A 21331-nucleotide genomic window follows, 5' to 3' on the forward strand; every position below is an offset into this window, starting at 1 on the left:
AAGGAAAATGATTAGTTTTATTTATAAAAACGATATATTAGAAGTTAATATCTATATTGTGAATATTGTTTTATATTTGCTTCATTATGAACATACAGCAATTTCAATACGTATTGGCCGTAGTTGATTTAAAAAATTTTGAAGCAGCGGCAGAAAAGTGTTTTGTAACACAATCTACCTTAAGTACGATGATTCGTAAGTTTGAAGGAGAGATAGGAATTAAAATTTTCAACAGAAAAACGAAACCAGTTTCAATAACTGCTGAAGGAGAAGAAATTATAAAAAGACTACGTATTGTATTAAATGAAATTGATGCTTTAGAAAACTTAGTGCAAGAATTAAAAGGAGAAATGATAGGAGAGTTGAAGATAGGAATCATACCTACTATTGCCCCTTATTTATTACCGTTATTCTTAACTGATTTTGCCAGTACTTTTCCAAAAGTGAAAATGATTGTTAAAGAAATGACTACAGCTCAAATTCAGAAAGAATTAAAAATCAGAAATATAGATATTGGTATTTTGGCATTACCATTAGAAGATCCGCAATTAGAAGAAACACCTTTATATTCAGAGCCGTTTTTGTTATACGATTGTAGTGGGGAAATAGTAAATGATAAAGTGTCTGTAGGAAATTTAGATTACTCTAAGTTGTGTTTATTACAAGAGGGACATTGTTTACGAACACAAGTACAACGAATTTGTGATTTATCTAATGAATCAACGAAAACAGGACTAAATTTTGAATTTGAATCAGGCTCTATGGACAGCTTACTACGAATTACAGAAGCAAGAAAAGGAATGACTATTTTACCTTATTTAGCTTCTATAGATGTTACTGAAAAAGTAAAAAATAAACTAGTAGAGTTTAGTGCACCAATTCCTGTAAGAAGTGTAGGACTTATAACACATAAATTCTTTGTAAAAAAGAAACTTTTAATAGAATTAAAAAATACTATTCAAAAAGCAGTAGACAAGCATATCCCGTCTACTGAAGAATATAGAATATTAAAACCTTTGTAAAAGGTAATTATATATGTTTTAAAAAAGTAGCAATACTACTTCCTAGCTTAAAAGAATAATTTTGTTGTTTAAGAGCGTATTCAATAGCACTTAAAGTAGCAACTAAATCACTTTTGTTAATAGTACCCATGTGACCAATTCTAAAATACAAATGTTTAATTTCACTATGCAAACCACCTGCCAGAATAACGCCGTATTCACTAACATCTTTTCTAAACTGATCTGCATTAATATTTTCAGGATAATAAATCGCAGACATGGTATGTGCAGCTACTTTCTCATTTCTAGGAACTAATTCTAATTGCAATGCTTTAATAGCCTTTCTAAAAGCACGAGCATATGTTATATGAGTTTGCACTCTATTTTTAATTCCTTCTTTGTCAATTAAACGTAAACTTACTTCTAAAGCGCGAATTAAGTTAACAGGCGGTGTACCAAAATAAGAAGCTTTTCTAGCTTCATAAGCTTGCATTATAGGTAACCAATTATCAAAACTTCCATAATAATTTTGAACTGGAGATTTTCTATCTTTCCATACTTTCATTGCTTTTTCAGAAACAACAAAAAGAGCCAAGCCTGGAGGAACACCGATAGCTTTTTGAGAACCCGTTAACACAACATCTATACCCCAATTTTCTTGTTCAGTTATTTCACCAGCAGTAGCGCAAACACCATCTAAAATACTCAAAGCTTTATACTTTTTAGCAAGAGCGGCAATTGGTTTAGGATTATTTAAAACACCAGTAGAGGTGTCAACATGAGTTATAGTAACTAATTTATATTTTTTAGAAGCTAATTCCTGTTCAATAATATCCAAAGGAACTGTACCTCCAATAGACGCTTGTAATACTGTTACATTAACACCATAAGTAGCTAAAATATTTTTATAACGCTCGCCAAAATACCCCGTAGAAATTACCAACGCATTATCGTTAGGTTCTATTAAATTACAAACAGCCATATCCATAGCTAAAGTTCCACTTCCAGAAACAATAAAAGGTTGTCCACTTGGAGCGAACCATATTTTTCGCATGAGTTCTATTGAAGAACCAAAGCTTTCAATAAAATTTGGAGCTACATGACTAGTGGTTATTTCTCCCATGGCTCTTAATACAGCAGGATCCATTTCTATAGGACCAGGAATCATTAATAATTTTCTGTTTTTCATTGTGTTTTACCTAATTATTTTAGGGAATTTACAGAAATGTTTTTAGGTAAAAGGCAAGTGAAAAAAAGATTGTGAAAACCTGAATTTGAATAAGGTAATTTTCAATTTTAAGAAAAAATAGATAAGAGATTTTATGATATTCAAAATGAAAAAATCCTATAATAATTTAAAAGACTAAAACGAGTTTAGATTTTATTGCTAAAAGAGTAATTTTGAAGTATGAATTATAACTATGCGTATTTAGTACGATTTCAATATTTAGGATTTCGATTTCACGGTTGGCAAAAACAACCCGATTTAAAAACAGTACATTGGGCTTTAGATAAGACATTAAAATTTGTTTGTAAAGGAATCCGATTTAAAACAATTGGAGTTGGAAGAACAGACGCTAAAGTTTCTTCAACAAATTATGCATATCAGTTATTCATAGATGAATCAATAACTATAGAAAATTTCATTGAAGATTTTAATAGAAACTCACCAGCAGATATTAGAGTAGTTGAAATAACAAGAATTGAAGACGAAAGTTTTAATATCATTCAACATCCAAAAATTAAAGAGTATAGATATTATTTTTCATTTGGAGAGAAAAATCATCCTTATTGTGCTCCTTTTTTAGTTGGGATTTTAGATGAACTCAATATTGAGTTAATGATTGAAGGAGCAAGGTTGTTTGAAGGACTTCATAATTTCAAAAATTATTGTACTAAACCTTCGAAAGAAACAAAAGTAACAAGAACAATTGATGCTTGTTATATAGAAGAGAATACAGAAATAACAGCTTCTTTTTTTCCTAAAAAAAGTTACGTATTAATAATTCGTGGACAAGGTTTTTTAAGAAATCAAATTCGTTTAATAATGGGAGCTTTGATCGAATTAGGAAAAGGAAATTATGATTTAGAATTTATTAAGAAAAGCTTACAACCGGATAATCAAATCGAATTTTTAAAAACCATAGCGCCGGCTTCAGGTTTGCATTTACATGCTATAAAATTTAGCAACTTTTCATAATTATAAAACAAAACTTTTATTCAATTGATTTTTAGAACTTAAAAAGATTATTGTATTCAACATGAAAAAATAAGCAAAACATTGTATGATTTGAGTCATAAATCATGGATTATTACCAGTATTAATTTTACTCGAGTTAAAGGTTGTACAAATGGTAAATGCATGTATAAATTTAATTAATTATACAGTTTCGATATTATGTTTTTTAAGTATTTATTGGGTACATAAGTTTTTAATTGAAGGAAGTACAGATACTATTATTATAGCAGCTTTTGGCGCTGCTGCTGTATTAAGTTTTTCCAACAATACAATTAAATATTCTTATACTCAAATACTTTTAGCAGCTACTATTTCTGCTGCTATAGGAGTATATGGGAACGAATTAAATCAATCACTTTTAATAAAAGTCATATTTGTAATTAGTTCTAGTGTTTTAATTATGAATTTGATGAACATTAGTTACCCACCAGCGGGAGCTATTGCTATTATACCATTATTATCGAATGCTAACATACATGATCTAGGGTATCTGTATGTGTTTTATCCAACTGCAACTGGTTTAACAATTATTTATTCATTTACAATAATTAAAGAAAAATTATCATGGCAAGTCAAAAAACGATTGAAATCGTAAAGTCTACAGCACCAGTTTTAGAACAACATGGAGAAGCTATTACAAGAGTATTTTATAAACTACTTTTTGAAAAACATCCAGAATTAAAAGATGTGTTTAACATGACACATCAAAAAAAAGGTACACAACAAAAAGTATTAGCAAATGCAATTTTTCAGTATGCAGTTCATATTGATAAATTGGAGATGTTAGGAGATATGGTAGAAGTTATAGCTCAAAAGCATACAAGTTTATCTATACCAAAAGAAGCATATCCTATAGTTGGAGAAAACTTATTAATTGCTATTGAGGAAGTATTAGGTGCAGCTGCAACGCCAGAAATTATAAACGCATGGGGAGAAGCATATACTGATTTAGCAAATGTTTTCATCAATAGAGAGGAAACGATTTACTCTGAAAGAGAAGAAACAATAGGAGGGTTTAGAGGAACAAAAGAATTTATAGTTATAAATAAAGTAAAAGAAAGCGAGGTAATTACGTCATTTTATTTACAAAGAAAAGATGGAACTCCAGTACCTGCTTTTATATCAGGACAATATGTCGGTGTAACAGTAAATATACCTAGTACAACTCATAAACATACTAGAAATTATAGTTTGTCTGATACAAATAATAAAGAGTATTTAAGGATTAGCGTTAAAAAAGAAGAAGGAAATCCTGAAGGAGTAGTTTCTAATTATTTACATAATTGTATTCATGTTGGAGATTCTTTAACTATCGGAATGCCTTCAGGTGAGTTTGTTTTAAGAAATAGTAAAAAACCTATTGTTTTTGTAAGTGGAGGAATTGGAGTAACTCCATTATTAAGTATGTTTAAAGAAGCAAGCAGAGATAAAGAGAGAAAAATAGTTTTTATTCAATGTGCTTTGAATAGTGAAAAACAAGCTTTTGCTAAAGAAATAAAAGAATTAGAAAAAGAGAATATTTCAATTTCAACAATTTATAGCGAGCCTATAGATACAGATGAATTGGGTAAAAACTATGATTATAAAGGTTTTTTAACAAAAGAAATTTTACTCGACTTAGATATTTCGAATGAAAGTGATTTTTACTTTTGTGGACCGACTCTTTTTATGGCCAATACATTACATATATTAGAAGAATTAGGAATAGCTTCAGAAAATATATATTATGAATTTTTTGGACCTGTAGAAGAGTTAGCTTTAGCATATTAATAAAAAGACACTAACAAATTACTTTTTCTTAGTTTACAAATTTGAATTCAAGGAAGGTAATTTGTTAGTTCTTATTTAAAATAAAAATAGAAATAAGTAATTCTAGTTTCTTATTTACCTCATTATAAAATTACGCTATAATATATTTCCTGTTTTCTCAAATAGAATTTTTTGAGGATCGACTTTCTCTATTTGTTTATTTACCTTATTCAATTACAAAACATATAAAAAAACTAGTGAATGATATATGATGAATATATTATTCATTGCATATTCTTTTTAAATAAGAAATTACGATTTTCTACCCAAAAGTGTAGTCTGAAAATCAATATTCTATAATAAATTAGCTTTAGGATAATACTTTATAAATAAACACGAGTATACTTCATTCTTTATGGCAACTCTTTACTAAGTCCATAAAAGTTTAATGTAGACTTACCGTATAAAAGTGAAGACATTACTATCATTAAAATGTAACTAATAAGCGTTAATAGACAAAGCTTCACAATAATAAATCATTTAATTATTAATAACCAAATCAGATTCTTGAAAAGGGATTGTATTACTGTTCCTAATATAAATACAAGAAGAGGTTTGTATAAAGTGTGTTGTTAGTGTATTAATACTACATATAAATTGAGGCGTAACCTGAAAAGCCTATTGAATAGAGTAAGGGAAATTTAAAACAATTAATTATGAGAAAAACTATTTTAACAACACTTTTTACTGTCTTATTTTTTGCTTTGATGCAAAAGACGAATGCACAAATTATTGTGTCATCGAAATTGTACTTAAGTCAAAGTGCTTCAAGTTATCCTGATACTAAAACAATACACTTAAAAGTAACTGCATTTGTGCATACATTTCAATCTGGGAAATTTTATTTATCACCACAAAGAAGAGAAAAAGGAAAGACAACTTGGAGTTGGTTTGTACCGAATGTTACTCATTTCCCTAATACAGGATACAGTGCAACTCCATCTGCTACTTACTCAGGAACAGGAAAAACAACTCAATTAGAAGGAACTGAGTATGAGTATAGAGTTAGAATAACTTTTGTAAGTGCGAGTGATGGTACAAAAACAATTTATACACCTATTAAAAGTATTAAATCAGGAGGGCCAAAACCATGTTTTACGATGTATAATGTGCAAAGTACCCATAATGAGCCATCTAAATATGGACCGCAAGAAGTTAAAACCATTTGTAGTACAGCAGTTACAATTAATGGTTCGTGTAGCACATTTGAAAGTGGATATCATGTGAGAGTAGCTGAGTTCGACTTAAATACTTGGAGCTTTAAAAAAGATTATTACGATAATTGGGTAGGTCCAGGTGAAGCACCTTCTTTTATTAGTTTAAACGCGTTAGCTGCTCAAAATGGTGAATATTTTAAACCTGGAAAACTATATTTAGTAAGACTTTCTATTGGACCTGTTTGGAAATCGTCACCTCTACAATTTTTTAGAGTAGTCACATGTTTTTCTGGTAAAAATCAAAAAGAAGATAAATTAGATGAGGTTAATGAAACGTTATCTGAAGAAATTGAAGCCCATAAAACTTTAAATCTAGAAAGTTTGAAATTGTATCCCAACCCAGTAACTAATTATTTAAAAATAGCACGAGCACAGCCTAGTATTAATGAAAACCTTCCATTAGATATTAGGGTAATAGATGTTAATGGAGCAGAAGTTTACAAGAAAGTATTTACATCAAGTAATTTTGAAGTTGATGTTAGTAATTGGGAAGCTGGTTTATATGTTTGTGAAATAAAACTAGGAGATAAAGTAATAACTAAAAAAATTATCAAAAAATAAAGTTAAAGAATCAATCATCTTTTCTGAAAAGAGAAGCCTCATTATATAAAAAGCTCATCTTATTTGATGAGCTTTTTATATAATATGATATTCAAAGATATTATTCTCTTAATAAACTTCTTGAAATTACAATCTTTTGAATTTCAGAAGTTCCTTCATAAATCTGAGTGATTTTAGCATCACGCATTAAACGCTCTACATGGTATTCTTTAACAAAACCATTTCCACCATGAATTTGAACAGCTTCAACAGTTTGTTCCATTGCTACTTTAGAAGCATATAATTTTGCCATAGCTCCAGTTCTATCATAATTGTTACCAGCATCTTTATCGCAAGCAGCTTGCATAACTAAATGGCGAGCAGCAGCAATTTCTGTATACATATCTGCTAACTTAAATGCAATTGCTTGGTGATTTGAAATTTCTGTTCCAAATGCCTTACGCTCTTTCGAATATTTTAAAGCTAACTCGTAACCACCAGCAGCAATACCTAAAGCTTGTGCAGCAATACCAATACGACCACCAGATAAAGTTTTCATGGCAAATTTAAATCCAAAACCATCTTCACCAATTCTATTCTCTTTAGGAACTTTTACATCATTAAATTGTAATGTATGAGTATCAGAACCACGAATTCCTAATTTATCCTCTTTAGGACCAATGTGGAAACCTTCCATTCCTTTTTCTACAATAAAGGCATTAATACCTCTATGTCCTTTTTCTCTGTCTGTTTGTGCAATTACTAAATAAACACCAGCTCTACCACCGTTTGTAATCCAGTTTTTAGTACCGTTTAATAAATAATAATCACCTTTATCTTCTGCAGTAGTTGCTTGAGAAGTAGCATCAGAACCAGCTTCAGGCTCACTCAAACAAAATGCACCTATTTCTTCTCCTGTAGCTAACTTTGTTAAATACTTTTGCTTTTGCTCTTCACTACCATATGCCTCTAAACCATAACAAACTAAAGAGTTATTTACAGAAACCATTACAGATGCAGAAGCATCGATTTTAGATAACTCTTCCATAATTAATACATATGAAACAGTATCCATACCACTACCACCATATTTAGGATCAACCATAACACCCATAAAACCAAGTTCTCCCATTTTTCGAACTAACTCATTTGGAAACTCTTGTTTTTCATCTCTTTCAATTACACCAGGTAATAGTTCATTTTGTGCAAAATCGCGAGCTGCGTCACGTATCATTAAATGCTCTTCTGTTAGATTAAAATCCATTCTAAATCGTTATAGTTATATTAAATTCATAAAAAATGATTCCAAAGATACCCTTTTCCTATCATACTGTCAAAATCAAGAAAGACTTTTGCCTTATGTAGAATGAGTTTAGAAATAGAAAATGAAACTCATAAGATAATCAAGAAAGATTTATTACTAATTTTATCCTATGCAAAATAAAAAGACACACGTAATAGGAGTTATGTCTGGAACCTCACTAGATGGATTAGACATTGCCTATGTTGCGTTTGAAGAAGATTATAAAAAGTTTGAAATACTGAAAGCGGAAACATTTTCTTATACAGCTCAATGGAAGAAATTATTAAAGGAAGCAATATTACAATCTAAAGAGAAATTAAAAGAGTTAGATCTTGAGTATGGTTGCTACATAGGTGAAAAAGTCAAAGAATTTATAACGAATAATAAGATAGAAGAAATCGACTTGATCGCTTCTCATGGCCATACGGTCTTTCATCAACCAGAAAAAGGAATAACACTTCAAATAGGTGATGGACAATCTATTGCTAATGTAACAAATCATAAAGTAATATGTGATTTTAGAACACAAGATGTAGAATTAGGAGGCCAAGGAGCTCCTTTGGTTCCTATTGGTGATCAATTATTATTTGAAGAGTATAATTCTTGTGTAAACCTAGGAGGATTTGCAAACATTTCATATCAAGAAAAAAATAAAAGAATTGCTTTTGATATTTGTCCTGTAAATATTGTCTTAAACAATTACACTAGAAAAATAGGATATGATTTTGATAAAAATGGTGAAATTGCAAGAGGAGGTACGTTGAATGCTGAATTACTTAAAGCTCTAAATTCACTTTCATACTATAATAGTAAACCACCAAAATCGCTAGGATTAGAATGGGTAACAGCGGAAGTTTTTCCATTAATTAACGATTTAGAAACAGAAATCCCTACAATTTTAAGAACATTTGTAAAGCATAGTGCATTTCAAATAGGAAGAATTATAAGAGAGAAAGGACCAGTTCTTGTAACTGGTGGAGGTGTTTATAATACTTTTTTGATGGAAGAAATAGAAAAAGAAGTAGGATTTAACATTGTAAAGGAAAGTGGCGAGTTGATAGAATTTAAAGAAGCTTTAATATTCGCTTTCCTAGGATTATTAAGAGATAAAGACAAAATAAATTGTTTACAGTCGGTAACTGGAGCAATTAAAGATCATTCATCAGGAAAAATCTATACGTCAAAAAAATAAAAACAGGAATCTTAAATATGTGTTAAAAGGTGAAGAAACCATGGAAACTTTTTTGGTTTTAAAAGTTTCCTTAGTATTTTAGCCGTCGTTTTAGAATAAGTAACAATCGGTAGTAGAGAATCATAAAAAGATTAAAAATTAAAAGATTGTACAACTATTTATGATACTTCAAATTTATTTTTTTGGTAAGTTTGCGAGGGAAACAAAACAACTAAAAAGATTATAATGAGACAACTTTAGCTTACATGATTTAATGAATAGAGAAAAAGAAGTTTTTATAAATCAAAACAAACCTTATTAACTAGTTAAATCATGAAAGAATTATTAAAAAAATACGAGACAAAACAACCAGAAATAGTTTTTAATTGGAAAGATTCTGAAACAGAAGCAGAAGGATGGACAGTAATAAACTCTTTAAGAGGAGGTGCTGCAGGTGGAGGAACAAGAATGCGTAAAGGATTAGACAAATATGAAGTAATGTCACTTGCTAAAACAATGGAAGTGAAATTTACAGTTTCTGGTCCAGCTATTGGAGGAGCAAAATCTGGAATTAACTTCGATCCACAAGATCCAAGAAAAGAAGGAGTCTTAAGAAGATGGTACAAAGCTGTTGCTCCATTATTAAAAAACTATTATGGAACAGGAGGGGATTTAAATGTAGATGAAATACACGAAGTAATTCCAATTACTGAAGATTGTGGAGTATGGCATCCGCAAGAAGGTGTTTTTAATGGACACTTTAAGCCTACAGAAGCAGATAAAATTAATAGAATAGGACAATTACGTCATGGAGTAATTAAAGTTTTAGAAAATGAACTATATTCTCCAGATATTTCTAAAAAATATACCGTAGCCGATATGATTACAGGATACGGAGTTGCAGAAGCTGTAAAACATTACTACGAAATTTATGGAGGAGATGTAAAAGGAAAAAGAGCCGTAGTGCAAGGATTTGGAAATGTAGGATCTGCAGCTGCATATTACTTAGCGCAAATGGGAGCTAAAGTAGTTGGAATTATAGACAGAGTAGGAGGAGTTATCAATGAAGAAGGATTTACATTTGAAGAAATTAAGACCTTATTCTTAAATAAAGATGGTAATACATTGGTAGCAGAGAATGAGAATATGATTCCATTTGAAGAAATGAATCAAAAAGTATGGAATTTACCTTGTGAAATCTTTGCGCCATGTGCAGCTTCAAGATTAGTAACACAAGAACAAATCAACCAAATGATTGATAGTGGTTTAGAAGTGATTTCAAGTGGGGCAAATGTGCCTTTCGCTGATAAAGAAATCTTCTTCGGACCTATTATGGAAGATACAGATAAAAAAGTAAGTTTAATTCCAGACTTTATCTCAAACTGTGGAATGGCGAGAGTATTTGCCTATTTCATGGAGAAAAGAGTTTCAATGGAAGACGAAGCAATTTTTAATGATACCTCTAAAACTATACGAAGAGCATTAGAATTGACTTATGCTAAAAATTCTTCAAAAAAGAGCATAAGTGAGACAGCATTTGAAATTGCGTTAAAAGAATTAATCTAAACGAAAAATAAAAAATTATGTTAAAACACTTCTTAGGAAACAGTCCAAAATGGTTTAAAATGACCATGATCGGCTTCTTAATTTTTAATGTGTTTTCCTTCTTTGTTTTAGGGAAAACAGTTACAGCATGGCTATTCATAGGAGAATTTATCTTCACTTTAGCAATGGCATTAAAGTGCTATCCGTTACAATCTGGAGGATTGTTAGCTATTGAAGCATTAGCGCTAGGTTTAACAACACCTAAAAATGCATATCATGAAGTAGATCAAAATTTGGAAGTGGTGTTACTATTAGTTTTTATGGTTGCAGGTATTTACTTTATGAAACCATTATTAATGTACATTTTTAGTAAAGTTTTTACTAAAATAAAATCAAAACTAATTCTATCATTACTATTTGTTTTCCTAGCAGCTGTTTTATCTGCGTTTTTAGATGCCTTAACAGTAACTGCTGTATTAATTAGTGTTGCAGTAGGTTTCTATGGAGTATATCACAAAATACATTCTAGTTCCGAAGATTATGATGATGACGGAATTTTGGATAGAAAAGAATTGAGTGGTGAAACATTAGAGCAATTTAGAAGCTTTTTAAGAAGTTTAATTATGCATGGTGTTGTTGGTACAGCACTAGGAGGAGTTTGTACATTGGTAGGAGAACCTCAAAACTTGTTAATTGGTGAAAGAATGGGATGGGATTTTGTTCAATTCTTTGTGAAAATGGCACCAATAACAATTCCTGTATTAGCAGCGGGGCTTTTAACTACGGTAGTATTAGAAACTACAGGTTGGTTTGGTTTTGGAACTAAATTACCAAAAGTAGCAGCAGAAATTATTGAAAGATATACAGAAGAAGAAGATAAAAAACGTACACAAAAAGAAAAGTATGGATTAATCGTTCAAGGTGTGTCTGCAATATTATTAATCGCTGGTTTAGCATTGCATATTGCTCCAGTTGGTTTTATTGGTTTGGCATTGATTATTATTCAGACAGCATTTATGGGAATCATAGATGAACATCATTTAGGACCTGCTTTTGAAGAAGCATTACCATTCACAGGTTTATTAGTTGTATTTTTTGTGATTGTAGCAATGATTCACGATCAACACTTATTCAGTCCAATCATTCACTGGGCATTAGAACAAGACCCAGCATCTCAACCAGGATTGTTTTACATAGCAAACGGATTTTTATCTGCAATTAGTGATAATGTTTTTGTAGCAACTGTTTATATTGGAGAAGTTGAAGGTGCATTCAAAAGTGGTGCAATAGATAGAGAACATTTTGAAAAATTAGCAATCGCTATCAATACAGGTACAAACTTACCGAGTGTAGCAACTCCAAATGGACAAGCAGCATTCTTATTTTTACTAACATCTTCATTGGCACCTTTAATTAATTTATCATATGGTAAAATGGTAAAAATGGCATTACCATATACAATTGTATTAGGAGGTTTAGGATACCTAATGGTAAAACTAATGTTATCGTAAAAATTAAAATTTACATATAGTTAAAATCCTGAGTTTATTAAATTCAGGATTTATTTTTTATAATTTTAGCAAAAAGAAATCGTTAAATTAAAATACTTTAAATTTTTTTTATGTTTTTATTCATTCAAGAAGTAGCAGAAGAAGCATTAAATGAAGCATCACAAGAAAAAACATTATCAATTATCCAATTAATTAAAGATGGAGGATTAGGAGGACAGTTAATTATTGCATTATTATTTGTGCTATTGGCTGTTGCATTGTACATATATTTTGAGCGTTTTTTTGCAATCAAAGGTGCTTCACAAGTAGATAAGAATTTTATGAATCAAATTCGAGATTTTGTATTGAACGGGAAGTTGGAAGCAGCAAAGTCTATGTGTGAAAGTACAGATTCTCCAACATCAAGATTAATTGGAAAAGGAATTTCAAGAATAGGAAAACCTTTAGAAGATATCAATACAGCAATAGAAAATGCAGGGAAGCTTGAAGTATATAAATTAGAGAAAAATGTTTCTGTGTTGGCAACAATTGCTGGAGCAGCTCCTATGATTGGTTTCTTAGGAACTGTTATTGGAATGATTGTAGCTATTCATGAAATAGCTAATTCGGGAGGACAGATAGACATTAAAATGTTATCAGATGGTTTATATACGGCAATGACAACTACTGTAGCTGGGTTAATAGTTGGAATTATAGCGTATATAGCTTATAACCACCTTGTAGTAAGAACAGATAAAGTAGTGTATCAAATGGAAGCGAAGTCTGTTGAGTTTTTAGATTTATTAAATGAACCAGTATAAATCAACTGTGAGTTTTTTAACAAAAATATTTAAACGAACTTACAATCTAATTTAGATATGAATTTAAGAGGTAGAAATAAAGTAGACCCAAACTTTAATATGTCATCAATGACAGATATTGTATTCTTGTTATTGATCTTTTTTATGCTTACATCTACATTAGTAACTGTAAGCGCTATTGATGTGTTGTTACCTAAAGCTGGAGGTAAAACTGAAAATAAAACTTCTGTAGCGGTAACTATAACAAAGGAGTCAGATTTTTTTATAGATAAATCTAAAGTATCTTCTACAAATTTGGAACAAGAATTGTTGTTAAAAGTAGGAGCTGATAAAGGAAAAACAGTAGTTATTAGAGGAGATCAAAATGTTCCGTATAAAAATGTGATGAAAGTAATTGACATTGCAAATAGGAATAAATTAAAAATGATCTTAGCTGTTAAAGGAAGATAAGATGCAATTATTTGATACAGTACATAAACGTAAGTCAGCAATCATTACAACAGTAATTCTAATACTGTTGCTATTCATGATGTATGGATTTGGTATGAAATATATGGATCCACCTGTAGAATATGGAGTTACAATAAATCTTGGGAATTCAGATTTCGGACAAGGTAAACCAGTAGAGAAAGTAAAAACAACTGAAACGAAAAGAGAAGAAGTTGTTGAGGAAGAAGTACAAGAACCGATAGAGGAAAGTACGCCGAATGAAACTATTCAGGAAGAGGTAATAACTGATGATACAGCTGAAGATGTTCCTGTTGTTGAAAAATCCGAAGAAACTAAAGAGAAAGTAGAGGAGGTAAACGAAGAGATTAAACCTAAAGAAAAACCAAAACCAAAGCCTTCTAAAGCAGCAACAGATGCATTAAATAGTTTGCTGAATGGAGATAATTCAGAAGGAGAAAATGCTCAAGGAGAAGGAGACGATGCAAAACCAGGAGTCAAAGGGGATAAAAATGGAGATCCTAGTTCTTCTAAATATTACGGCAAAACAGGAGGAGGTTCTGGAGGTAATTATAATTTAGCAGGAAGAAAAGCTTTATCTAAACCAATTGAGAAACCAGACTGTCAAGAAGAAGGAATTGTTGTTGTAAGTATAGAGGTAGACAAAAATGGTAATGTAATTAAAGCTAAACCTGGAGCCCGTGGAACTACTAATACTTCACCATGTTTAATGGAACCAGCAAAACAGGCGGCTTTAAAAACAAAGTGGAATGCAGATGGTAAAGCACCTGCAAAACAAAAAGGAACCATTATATACAAGTTCTCTTTAACAAAATAATAGGTTTAAACTCCAAAATCGTAATTCGTAATTCAAAATGACATACCAAGAAACTACAAATTGGATGTTTAAGCAATTGCCTATGTACCAAAGTCAAGGTAAGACTGCTTATAAAGAAGATTTAAGTAATATAATTCTGTTATCGGATCATTTAGGCAACCCTGAAAAGAAAATAAAAACAATTCATGTAGGAGGAACTAATGGAAAAGGATCTACAAGTCATATGATTGCTTCAGTATTACAAGAAGCAGGATATAAAGTTGGTTTGTACACATCTCCGCATTTAAAAAGTTTTACAGAGAGAATTCGAATTAATGGAAAAGAAATTTCAGAAGATAAAGTAGTTCGTTTCATAGAAGAACATAAGAGCTTTTTCGAAATACATAAGTTGTCTTTCTTTGAAATGACAGTAGGATTAGCTTTTGATTATTTTGTAGAAGAAAAAGTAGATGTTGCTATTATAGAAGTTGGATTAGGAGGACGATTGGATGCAACAAACATTGTTTTACCTGAGATTGCTGTAATTACAAACATAGGATTAGATCACGTGCAAATTTTAGGAAATACTCTAAAAGAAATAGCTGGAGAAAAGGCAGGGATTATAAAACAAAATATTCCAGTTGTAATCGGAGAAAGGGCGCAAGAAACTGAAGATGTTTTTATAAATAAAGCAAAGGAGCTTGATGTAGAAGTTACATTCGCTTCTGATAAAATTAAGCATAATTATCAAACAGATTTATTGGGAGATTATCAACAGAAAAATATTCAAACAGCAATTGTAGTTATAGAAAAGTTAGAAAACTTTACGATTACTTCAGAACAAATGAAATCTGGTTTGTTAAAAGTGGTAAAAAACACGAACCTAAAAGGTAGATGGCAAATACTACAAGAAAAACCTAAAGTAATTTGCGATACAGCACATAATAAAGAAGGGTTAATTTATGTGTTAAATCAATTACAAAAAGAAAAATATAATAAATTACATATTGTATTAGGAGTGGTTTCAGATAAAAACCTAAATGATATTTTACCGTTGTTTCCTGAAAAAGCGTTGTACTATTTTTGTAAACCAAATATTCCAAGAGGACTTTCTGAAAAAGAATTAGAAAAAAAAGCTAAAAAGTTTAATTTAGAAGGAAAAACTTATGAGAATGTATATAGTGCTTATAAAGAGTCTCTTAAAAGAAGCAAAGAGGGCGATTTAATCTATATTGGAGGGAGTACATTTACAATTGCAGAAATTTTATGAGAAAAAAATCAAAAAAAGTATTGCCAGATCGAAAAACTGTCTTATATTTGCACCCGCAATAACGAGTAAGGGCGCGTAGCTCAGTTGGTTCAGAGCACTTGGTTTACACCCAAGGGGTCAGGGGTTCGAATCCCTTCGCGCCCACAAAAACAAACTTACTCGGGCGAGTAGCTCAGTTGGTTCAGAGCACTTGGTTTACACCCAAGGGGTCAGGGGTTCGAATCCCTTCTCGCCCACAAAGCCTCCGATATTTATCGGAGGCTTTTTTTGTTACACTTCATTTCCTTTAATATCGTTTGTTTTTTGTAGGTTTGTTTGTTGAAATTGATAGTAACAAAATCGTATGCAAATTCATCTTTCCGATAAAAAAATATTAGTCACTGGAGGGGCTGGTTTTATAGGCTCAAATCTTTGTGAAGAATTACTAAAGAAAGGAAATTCAGTTGTGTGTTTAGATAACTTTTCGACTGGAAAAAAAGAAAATTTAAAAGATGTAAAAAACAATCCTAATTTTACGCTTATTGAAGGAGATATTAGAAAATTAGAAGATTGCCAAAAAGCGGTGAAAGGAGTAGATTATGTTTTGCATCAAGCGGCGTTAGGTTCTGTACCTAGATCGATTAAAGATCCAATAACTTCAAATGAAGTAAATGTTAATGGTTTTCTGAATATGTTGGTGGTATCTAGAGATGAAGGGGTAAAGCGTTTTGTGTATGCAGCAAGTTCTTCAACTTATGGAGACTCAAAAGCTTTGCCTAAAGTAGAAGATGAAATTGGAAAACCATTATCTCCTTATGCAATTACAAAATATGTTAACGAATTATATGCAGATGTTTTTTCTAAGACCTATGATATAGAAACTATTGGTTTAAGGTATTTTAATGTTTTTGGTCGTAAACAAGATCCAAACGGAGCATATGCGGCAGTAATACCTAAATTTGTTAGTCAGTTGATGAAAGGAGATTCTCCAGTTATTAATGGCGATGGTAACTATTCAAGGGATTTTACTTACGTAGATAATGTAATTCAGGCTAATATTTTGGCGCTTGTAACAGAAAACAAAGATGCTGTAAATACAGTATATAATGTAGCTTATGGTGAAAGGAATACACTAAATGATTTAGTAGAGTATTTAAAAAAATACCTTTCTGAATATAATCCTAGTATTAAAGAAATTCAGGTGGAAAATGGGCCTAATAGACAAGGAGATATTCCGCACTCTCTAGCTAGTATAGATAAAGCAAAGAGTTTGATAGGGTATACCCCAGAGTTCTCATTGGAGAAAGGTTTGAAAGAGGCAGTTAAATGGTATTGGGATAATTTGTAAATAAATGTATTTATGAGTGAAATAAATGTCGGTATTATTGGTCTAGGGTATGTTGGCTTGCCTTTAGCCAGGTTGTTTGCAACAAAATATACTGTAGTTGGTTTTGATATAAACCAGAGTAGGGTAGATGAATTAATGTTTGGTGTTGATACAACTTTAGAAGTAAGTGATGAGATGTTACAATCTGTGTTGGTAACAAATACTTCAAATGAAAAAGGCTTGTATTGCACAACTTCAATAGAAGAACTGAATAAGTGTAATTATTATATTATAACAGTACCAACTCCAGTTGATAAAAATAACAGACCTATATTAACTCCTTTGATTAAAGCAAGTGAGACAGTAGGAAGTGTACTTAAAAAAGGAGACATAGTAATATACGAATCTACAGTGTATCCTGGAGCAACCGAAGAGGATTGTATTCCTGTTTTAGAGAGTGTATCGGGTTTAGTTTTTAATAAGGACTTTTATGCAGGATATTCACCTGAAAGAATAAACCCAGGAGATAAAAAACATACTGTTGAGAAAATTTTAAAAGTAACTTCTGGATCAACACCTGAAGTGGGAGAGAAAGTAAATGATTTGTATAAATCTGTAATTACTGCGGGAACACATTTAGCTCCTACAATTAAAGTGGCAGAAGCAGCTAAGGTGATAGAAAACTCTCAGAGAGATATTAACATAGCATTTGTAAATGAATTAGCTAAAATATTTAACTTGATGGGGGTTAATACACATGATGTTTTAGAAGCTGCAGGAACAAAGTGGAACTTTCTTCCGTTTAAGCCAGGTTTAGTTGGTGGGCATTGTATAGGTGTAGATCCGTATTATCTTGCTCAAAAAGCACAAGAATATGGCTATCATCCAGAAATTATTTTAGCAGGAAGAAGGTTAAATGATAGTATGGGGGAATATGTGGCATCAGATGTTGTGAAATTGATGATTAAGAATGATATTAGAATTAAAGGTGCTGAAATATTAGTGTTAGGAATCACATTTAAAGAGAATTGTCCAGATGTTAGGAATACAAGAGTTGTAGATGTAATTCGATCTCTTGAGGATTATGGAACAAAGGTGGTGTTATTTGACCCATGGGCGAACCCTGAAGAAGTTAAGGAAGAATATAGTTTATTATCTACTAAAATAATTCCTAACCAAAAATTTGATGCAATTATTTTAGCTGTAGGGCACGATGAGTTTAAAGTTATAAATTTTAAAAGTTTAAGAAAAGAAAAATCTGTAGTATACGATGTTAAGAATGTTCTTGGTGAAGAGCAGAAAGACAAAACATTATAAATGAAGAAGTTTGCATTGATAGGCTTGGCTGGGTATATAGCACCTAGACATTTAAAAGCAATTAAGGATACTGGAAATAGTTTAATAGCAGCATTAGATAAATTTGATAGTGTAGGCGTGATGGATAGTTATTTCCCAAATGCAGATTTTTTTGTAGAAATAGAGCGTTTTGATAGATATTTAGAAAAGTTAAAATATGAGAAAAAGCAATCGTTAGATTATATGAGTATATGTACTCCAAATTATTTACATGATTCTCATATTAGGATTGCTCTAAGAAGAGGGGCAGATGCCATATGTGAAAAACCATTGGTTTTGAATCCTTGGAATATAGATGCGCTTCAAAAAATGGAAAAAGAATCAGGAAAAAGAATATGGAATATACTTCAGTTAAGAATGCATCCAAGTATTTTAAAACTGAAAGAGAAAGTAAGTAATTCATCGAAAAATAAAGTATTTGATATTGACTTAACATATATAACCTCTAGAGGGAATTGGTATTATACTTCATGGAAGGGGGATCAATCTAAGTCTGGTGGAATTGCAACAAATATTGGAGTACATTTTTATGACATGCTGTCGTGGATTTTTGGAGAAGTGAAAAAAAATGTTGTCCATGTGCATACACATGATAGGGCGGCAGGTTATTTAGAATTTGAAAGAGCGAAAGTTCGTTGGTTTTTGTCAATAAACTATAATGTTTTACCTGAAGAGGTAAAGCAAAAAGGACAAAGAACATACAGGTCTATAACTATAGAAGGGGAAGAATTAGAATTTTCAGGAGGATTTACAGATCTACATACAAAGGTGTATGAAAGTATACTTGAGGGTAAAGGTTATGGTTTAGAAGATGCAAAACGAGCTATAGAAATAGTGCATAATATAAGGAATTCAAGTCCAATAGGTTTAAAAGGGGAGTTTCATCCATATGCCAAAAAAATACTATCTGGACATCCTTTTAAAAGATGATTTAAAGAAAAAATGCTATAGAAATGTAAAATTATGAAATATCAATACTACTTTGAAATCTAATTTGTTAATTTAGAAGGGGGATAATTAAGGAAGACTATTTTAAGGAATTAAATAGTTGTAAAATCTAGCTTTTGGGCTGATTACTTGGAGTAGGGTGAAATTAGAGTAGAAGACTCTAATTGGAAAAGCGTAAAATTTAAGTTTTTTCTCATGTAATAGAAATGATTAAATCATTAATAAAGCAGAAAAAGAACTTTCATTATAGAATAACTTAATATATTTGTCCATTAAAAAATGAAAATAGAATATGAAAGTAGGTATAACTTTTAGTGCGTTTGATTTACTTCATGCGGGCCATATTAAAATGTTAGAAGAAGCCAAAAGGCAATGTGATTATTTAATATGCGGAATGCAAACTGATCCAACTATTGATAGGCCAGAAAAAAATAAACCTGTACAGTCTATAGTAGAAAGGTATATTCAATTAAAAGGTTGTAGGTATGTTGATGAAATTATTCCGTATACAACAGAACAAGATTTAGAAGATATTTTGCGTTCGTTTAAAATTGATGTTAGAGTAATTGGAGAGGAGTATGCAAACAAAAAATTCACAGGTAGAGATTATTGCGAGAAAAAAGGAATAAAATTATATTTTAATAAAAGGGAACATCGATTTTCTAGTAGTGGATTACGAAAAGAAGTTCACGAAAAAGAAAGTTTGAGGTCGAAGGATAAATAGTTTTATGAATATAGCCGTTGTTGGCGCAGGTTATGTAGGTCTAGTTTCAGGAGCATGTTTTTCTGAAATGGGAAACACTGTTACTTGTGTAGATGTTGATAAACAGAAAATTGATAAGCTTTGTCAAGGAATTATTCCTATATATGAACCAGGTCTAGAAAAAATGGTTCGTACAAATATGGATAGAGAAAACTTGTTTTTCTCTCTAAATATAGAAGAGGCAATACAAAAAGTTGAAATAGTATTTATAGCAGTTGGAACCCCAATGGGAGAAGATGGTTCTGCAGACTTACAATATGTTTTGTCCGTGGCAAAGGAGGTTGGGAGAAAGATGGATAAAGCTTTAATTGTTGTTAATAAATCGACAGTCCCAGTAGGAACTGCAGATAAAGTAAAAGAAACTATAAAAAAAGAGTTGGAGAAGAGAAGTCTAAATATTGATTTCGATGTGGTTTCTAATCCTGAATTCTTAAAAGAAGGTGCTGCTATAAACGATTTTATGAAACCCGATAGAGTAGTGATAGGAGCTGATTCTGAATATGCTTTTAAAAAGATGAAAGAGTTATATAGCCCATTTTTTAGAACGCATGATCGCTTTATTACAATGGATGTTCGTTCAGCAGAAATGACTAAATATGCAGCAAACGCTATGTTAGCAACCAAAATTTCGTTTATGAATGAAATAGCAAATATTTGTGAGCGAGTTGGAGCAGATGTAAATGATGTGCGTTTGGGGATTGGTTCGGATTCTAGAATAGGGTATAGTTTTATTTACCCAGGGGTTGGTTATGGAGGGTCTTGCTTTCCTAAAGATGTAAAAGCTCTTAAAAAAATTGCAGAAGAACATAATTATAAAGCTCAGCTAATCGAGTCTGTAGAAGATGTTAATAACAGACAAAAGCTTGTCATAGCTAAAAAAATAATTAAACATTTTGGAGAGAACTTAGAAAATAAAACATTTGGAGTTTGGGGACTTTCTTTTAAACCGGGAACAGATGATATGCGTGAAGCTCCAGCTTTATATGTTATAAGTGAGTTGATTAAAAGAGGAGCAAAAATTAAAGCATATGACCCAAAAGCAATGAAGGAAGCTAAATCCTTTTATTTGAAAGAAATCGAAGAAGTAAAGTATTATGAGTCTAAATATGAAGTTTTAAAAGGTGCAGATGCATTGATTTTATTAACAGAATGGAAAGAGTTTAGATCTCCAGATTTTGATGAAATAAAAAAGCAATTAAATCAACCTATCATTTTTGATGGTAGAAATCAATATATAGCTTATAATTTAGCAGAAAAAGGAATACAATATCATAGAATTGGGAAATAA

General features: G+C 31.1%; 19 protein-coding genes and 2 tRNA genes. 19 read left to right on the forward strand and 2 right to left on the reverse strand.

Annotation, left to right across the window (positions count from 1 at the left end; translation table 11 throughout):
* The first annotated feature begins 86 nt into the window (after positions 1 to 86).
* Positions 87 to 1022, forward strand: coding sequence for a LysR substrate-binding domain-containing protein (locus tag ACKTTC_RS03520; RefSeq protein ID WP_408038333.1), 936 nt, complete (start codon positions 87 to 89; stop codon positions 1020 to 1022).
* Positions 1023 to 1029: 7 nt separating this feature from the next.
* Here ACKTTC_RS03520 and ACKTTC_RS03525 read toward each other — a convergent pair whose 3' ends face one another.
* On the reverse strand, positions 1030 to 2190 hold the full coding sequence (locus ACKTTC_RS03525) for a pyridoxal-phosphate-dependent aminotransferase family protein (protein ID WP_408038335.1): 1161 nt from the start codon (positions 2188 to 2190) through the stop codon (positions 1030 to 1032).
* Positions 2191 to 2409: 219 nt separating this feature from the next.
* Here ACKTTC_RS03525 and ACKTTC_RS03530 point away from each other — a divergent pair, with 219 nt between their 5' ends.
* From ACKTTC_RS03530 to ACKTTC_RS03545, 4 genes are all read left to right on the forward strand, one after another.
* Positions 2410 to 3201: a tRNA pseudouridine synthase A gene (locus ACKTTC_RS03530; protein ID WP_408038337.1), complete on the forward strand. Its 792-nt coding sequence runs from the start codon at positions 2410 to 2412 to the stop codon at positions 3199 to 3201.
* Positions 3202 to 3352: 151 nt separating this feature from the next.
* Positions 3353 to 3835: an HPP family protein gene (locus ACKTTC_RS03535; protein WP_408038339.1), complete on the forward strand. Its 483-nt coding sequence runs from the start codon at positions 3353 to 3355 to the stop codon at positions 3833 to 3835.
* Positions 3805 to 5010: an NO-inducible flavohemoprotein gene (gene hmpA / locus ACKTTC_RS03540; protein WP_408038341.1), complete on the forward strand. Its 1206-nt coding sequence runs from the start codon at positions 3805 to 3807 to the stop codon at positions 5008 to 5010. Before ACKTTC_RS03535 ends, hmpA begins: the two co-directional genes overlap by 31 nt.
* Before the next feature lie 695 nt (positions 5011 to 5705).
* Positions 5706 to 6827: a T9SS type A sorting domain-containing protein gene (locus tag ACKTTC_RS03545; RefSeq protein ID WP_408038344.1), complete on the forward strand. Its 1122-nt coding sequence runs from the start codon at positions 5706 to 5708 to the stop codon at positions 6825 to 6827.
* Positions 6828 to 6927: 100 nt separating this feature from the next.
* On the opposite strand, the gene ACKTTC_RS03550 is transcribed toward ACKTTC_RS03545, so the two are convergent.
* Positions 6928 to 8070 carry an acyl-CoA dehydrogenase gene (locus ACKTTC_RS03550; RefSeq protein WP_408038346.1) on the reverse strand — a complete coding sequence of 381 codons (1143 nt, stop codon included), beginning with the start codon at positions 8068 to 8070 and terminating at the stop codon, positions 6928 to 6930.
* 169 nt (positions 8071 to 8239) lie between these two features.
* Here ACKTTC_RS03550 and ACKTTC_RS03555 point away from each other — a divergent pair, with 169 nt between their 5' ends.
* From ACKTTC_RS03555 to ACKTTC_RS03620, 14 genes are all read left to right on the forward strand, one after another.
* On the forward strand, positions 8240 to 9301 hold the full coding sequence (locus ACKTTC_RS03555) for an anhydro-N-acetylmuramic acid kinase (RefSeq protein ID WP_408038348.1): 1062 nt from the start codon (positions 8240 to 8242) through the stop codon (positions 9299 to 9301).
* A 312-nt stretch (positions 9302 to 9613) separates the two neighbouring features.
* A complete protein-coding gene (locus tag ACKTTC_RS03560) occupies positions 9614 to 10846 on the forward strand; it encodes a Glu/Leu/Phe/Val dehydrogenase dimerization domain-containing protein (RefSeq protein ID WP_408038350.1) in 1233 nt (410 codons plus the stop codon).
* Between the two features lie 17 nt (positions 10847 to 10863).
* Positions 10864 to 12336 carry a sodium/proton antiporter NhaB gene (gene nhaB, locus ACKTTC_RS03565; protein WP_408038352.1) on the forward strand — a complete coding sequence of 491 codons (1473 nt, stop codon included), beginning with the start codon at positions 10864 to 10866 and terminating at the stop codon, positions 12334 to 12336.
* A gap of 110 nt (positions 12337 to 12446) precedes the next feature.
* A complete protein-coding gene (locus tag ACKTTC_RS03570; RefSeq protein WP_408038354.1) occupies positions 12447 to 13136 on the forward strand; it encodes a MotA/TolQ/ExbB proton channel family protein in 690 nt (229 codons plus the stop codon).
* 57 nt (positions 13137 to 13193) lie between these two features.
* Positions 13194 to 13586 carry an ExbD/TolR family protein gene (locus ACKTTC_RS03575; RefSeq protein WP_408038356.1) on the forward strand — a complete coding sequence of 131 codons (393 nt, stop codon included), beginning with the start codon at positions 13194 to 13196 and terminating at the stop codon, positions 13584 to 13586.
* Position 13587: 1 nt separating this feature from the next.
* The gene (locus ACKTTC_RS03580) at positions 13588 to 14421 is read left to right on the forward strand and encodes an energy transducer TonB (RefSeq protein ID WP_408038358.1); all 834 of its coding nucleotides are present in this window, start codon (positions 13588 to 13590) and stop codon (positions 14419 to 14421) included.
* A 37-nt stretch (positions 14422 to 14458) separates the two neighbouring features.
* Complete coding sequence (locus ACKTTC_RS03585; protein ID WP_408038360.1) at positions 14459 to 15670, forward strand: bifunctional folylpolyglutamate synthase/dihydrofolate synthase; 1212 nt, start codon at positions 14459 to 14461, stop codon at positions 15668 to 15670.
* A gap of 69 nt (positions 15671 to 15739) precedes the next feature.
* Positions 15740 to 15814, forward strand: a tRNA-Val gene (locus ACKTTC_RS03590).
* A gap of 17 nt (positions 15815 to 15831) precedes the next feature.
* Positions 15832 to 15906 (forward strand) — tRNA-Val (locus ACKTTC_RS03595).
* A gap of 107 nt (positions 15907 to 16013) precedes the next feature.
* Positions 16014 to 16997: an SDR family oxidoreductase gene (locus ACKTTC_RS03600; RefSeq protein WP_408038362.1), complete on the forward strand. Its 984-nt coding sequence runs from the start codon at positions 16014 to 16016 to the stop codon at positions 16995 to 16997.
* A 12-nt stretch (positions 16998 to 17009) separates the two neighbouring features.
* Positions 17010 to 18293, forward strand: a complete 1284-nt coding sequence (locus ACKTTC_RS03605) for a nucleotide sugar dehydrogenase (RefSeq protein ID WP_408038364.1) — start codon at positions 17010 to 17012, stop codon at positions 18291 to 18293.
* Complete coding sequence (locus tag ACKTTC_RS03610) at positions 18294 to 19262, forward strand: Gfo/Idh/MocA family protein (RefSeq protein WP_408038365.1); 969 nt, start codon at positions 18294 to 18296, stop codon at positions 19260 to 19262. It abuts the gene before it with no gap.
* Between the two features lie 310 nt (positions 19263 to 19572).
* Complete coding sequence (locus ACKTTC_RS03615) at positions 19573 to 20004, forward strand: adenylyltransferase/cytidyltransferase family protein (protein ID WP_408038367.1); 432 nt, start codon at positions 19573 to 19575, stop codon at positions 20002 to 20004.
* Positions 20005 to 20008: 4 nt separating this feature from the next.
* A complete protein-coding gene (locus ACKTTC_RS03620) occupies positions 20009 to 21331 on the forward strand; it encodes a UDP-glucose dehydrogenase family protein (protein ID WP_408038369.1) in 1323 nt (440 codons plus the stop codon).

The organism is Tenacibaculum amylolyticum, assembly GCF_964511145.1.
Lineage (GTDB): Bacteria > Bacteroidota > Bacteroidia > Flavobacteriales > Flavobacteriaceae > Polaribacter > Polaribacter amylolyticum.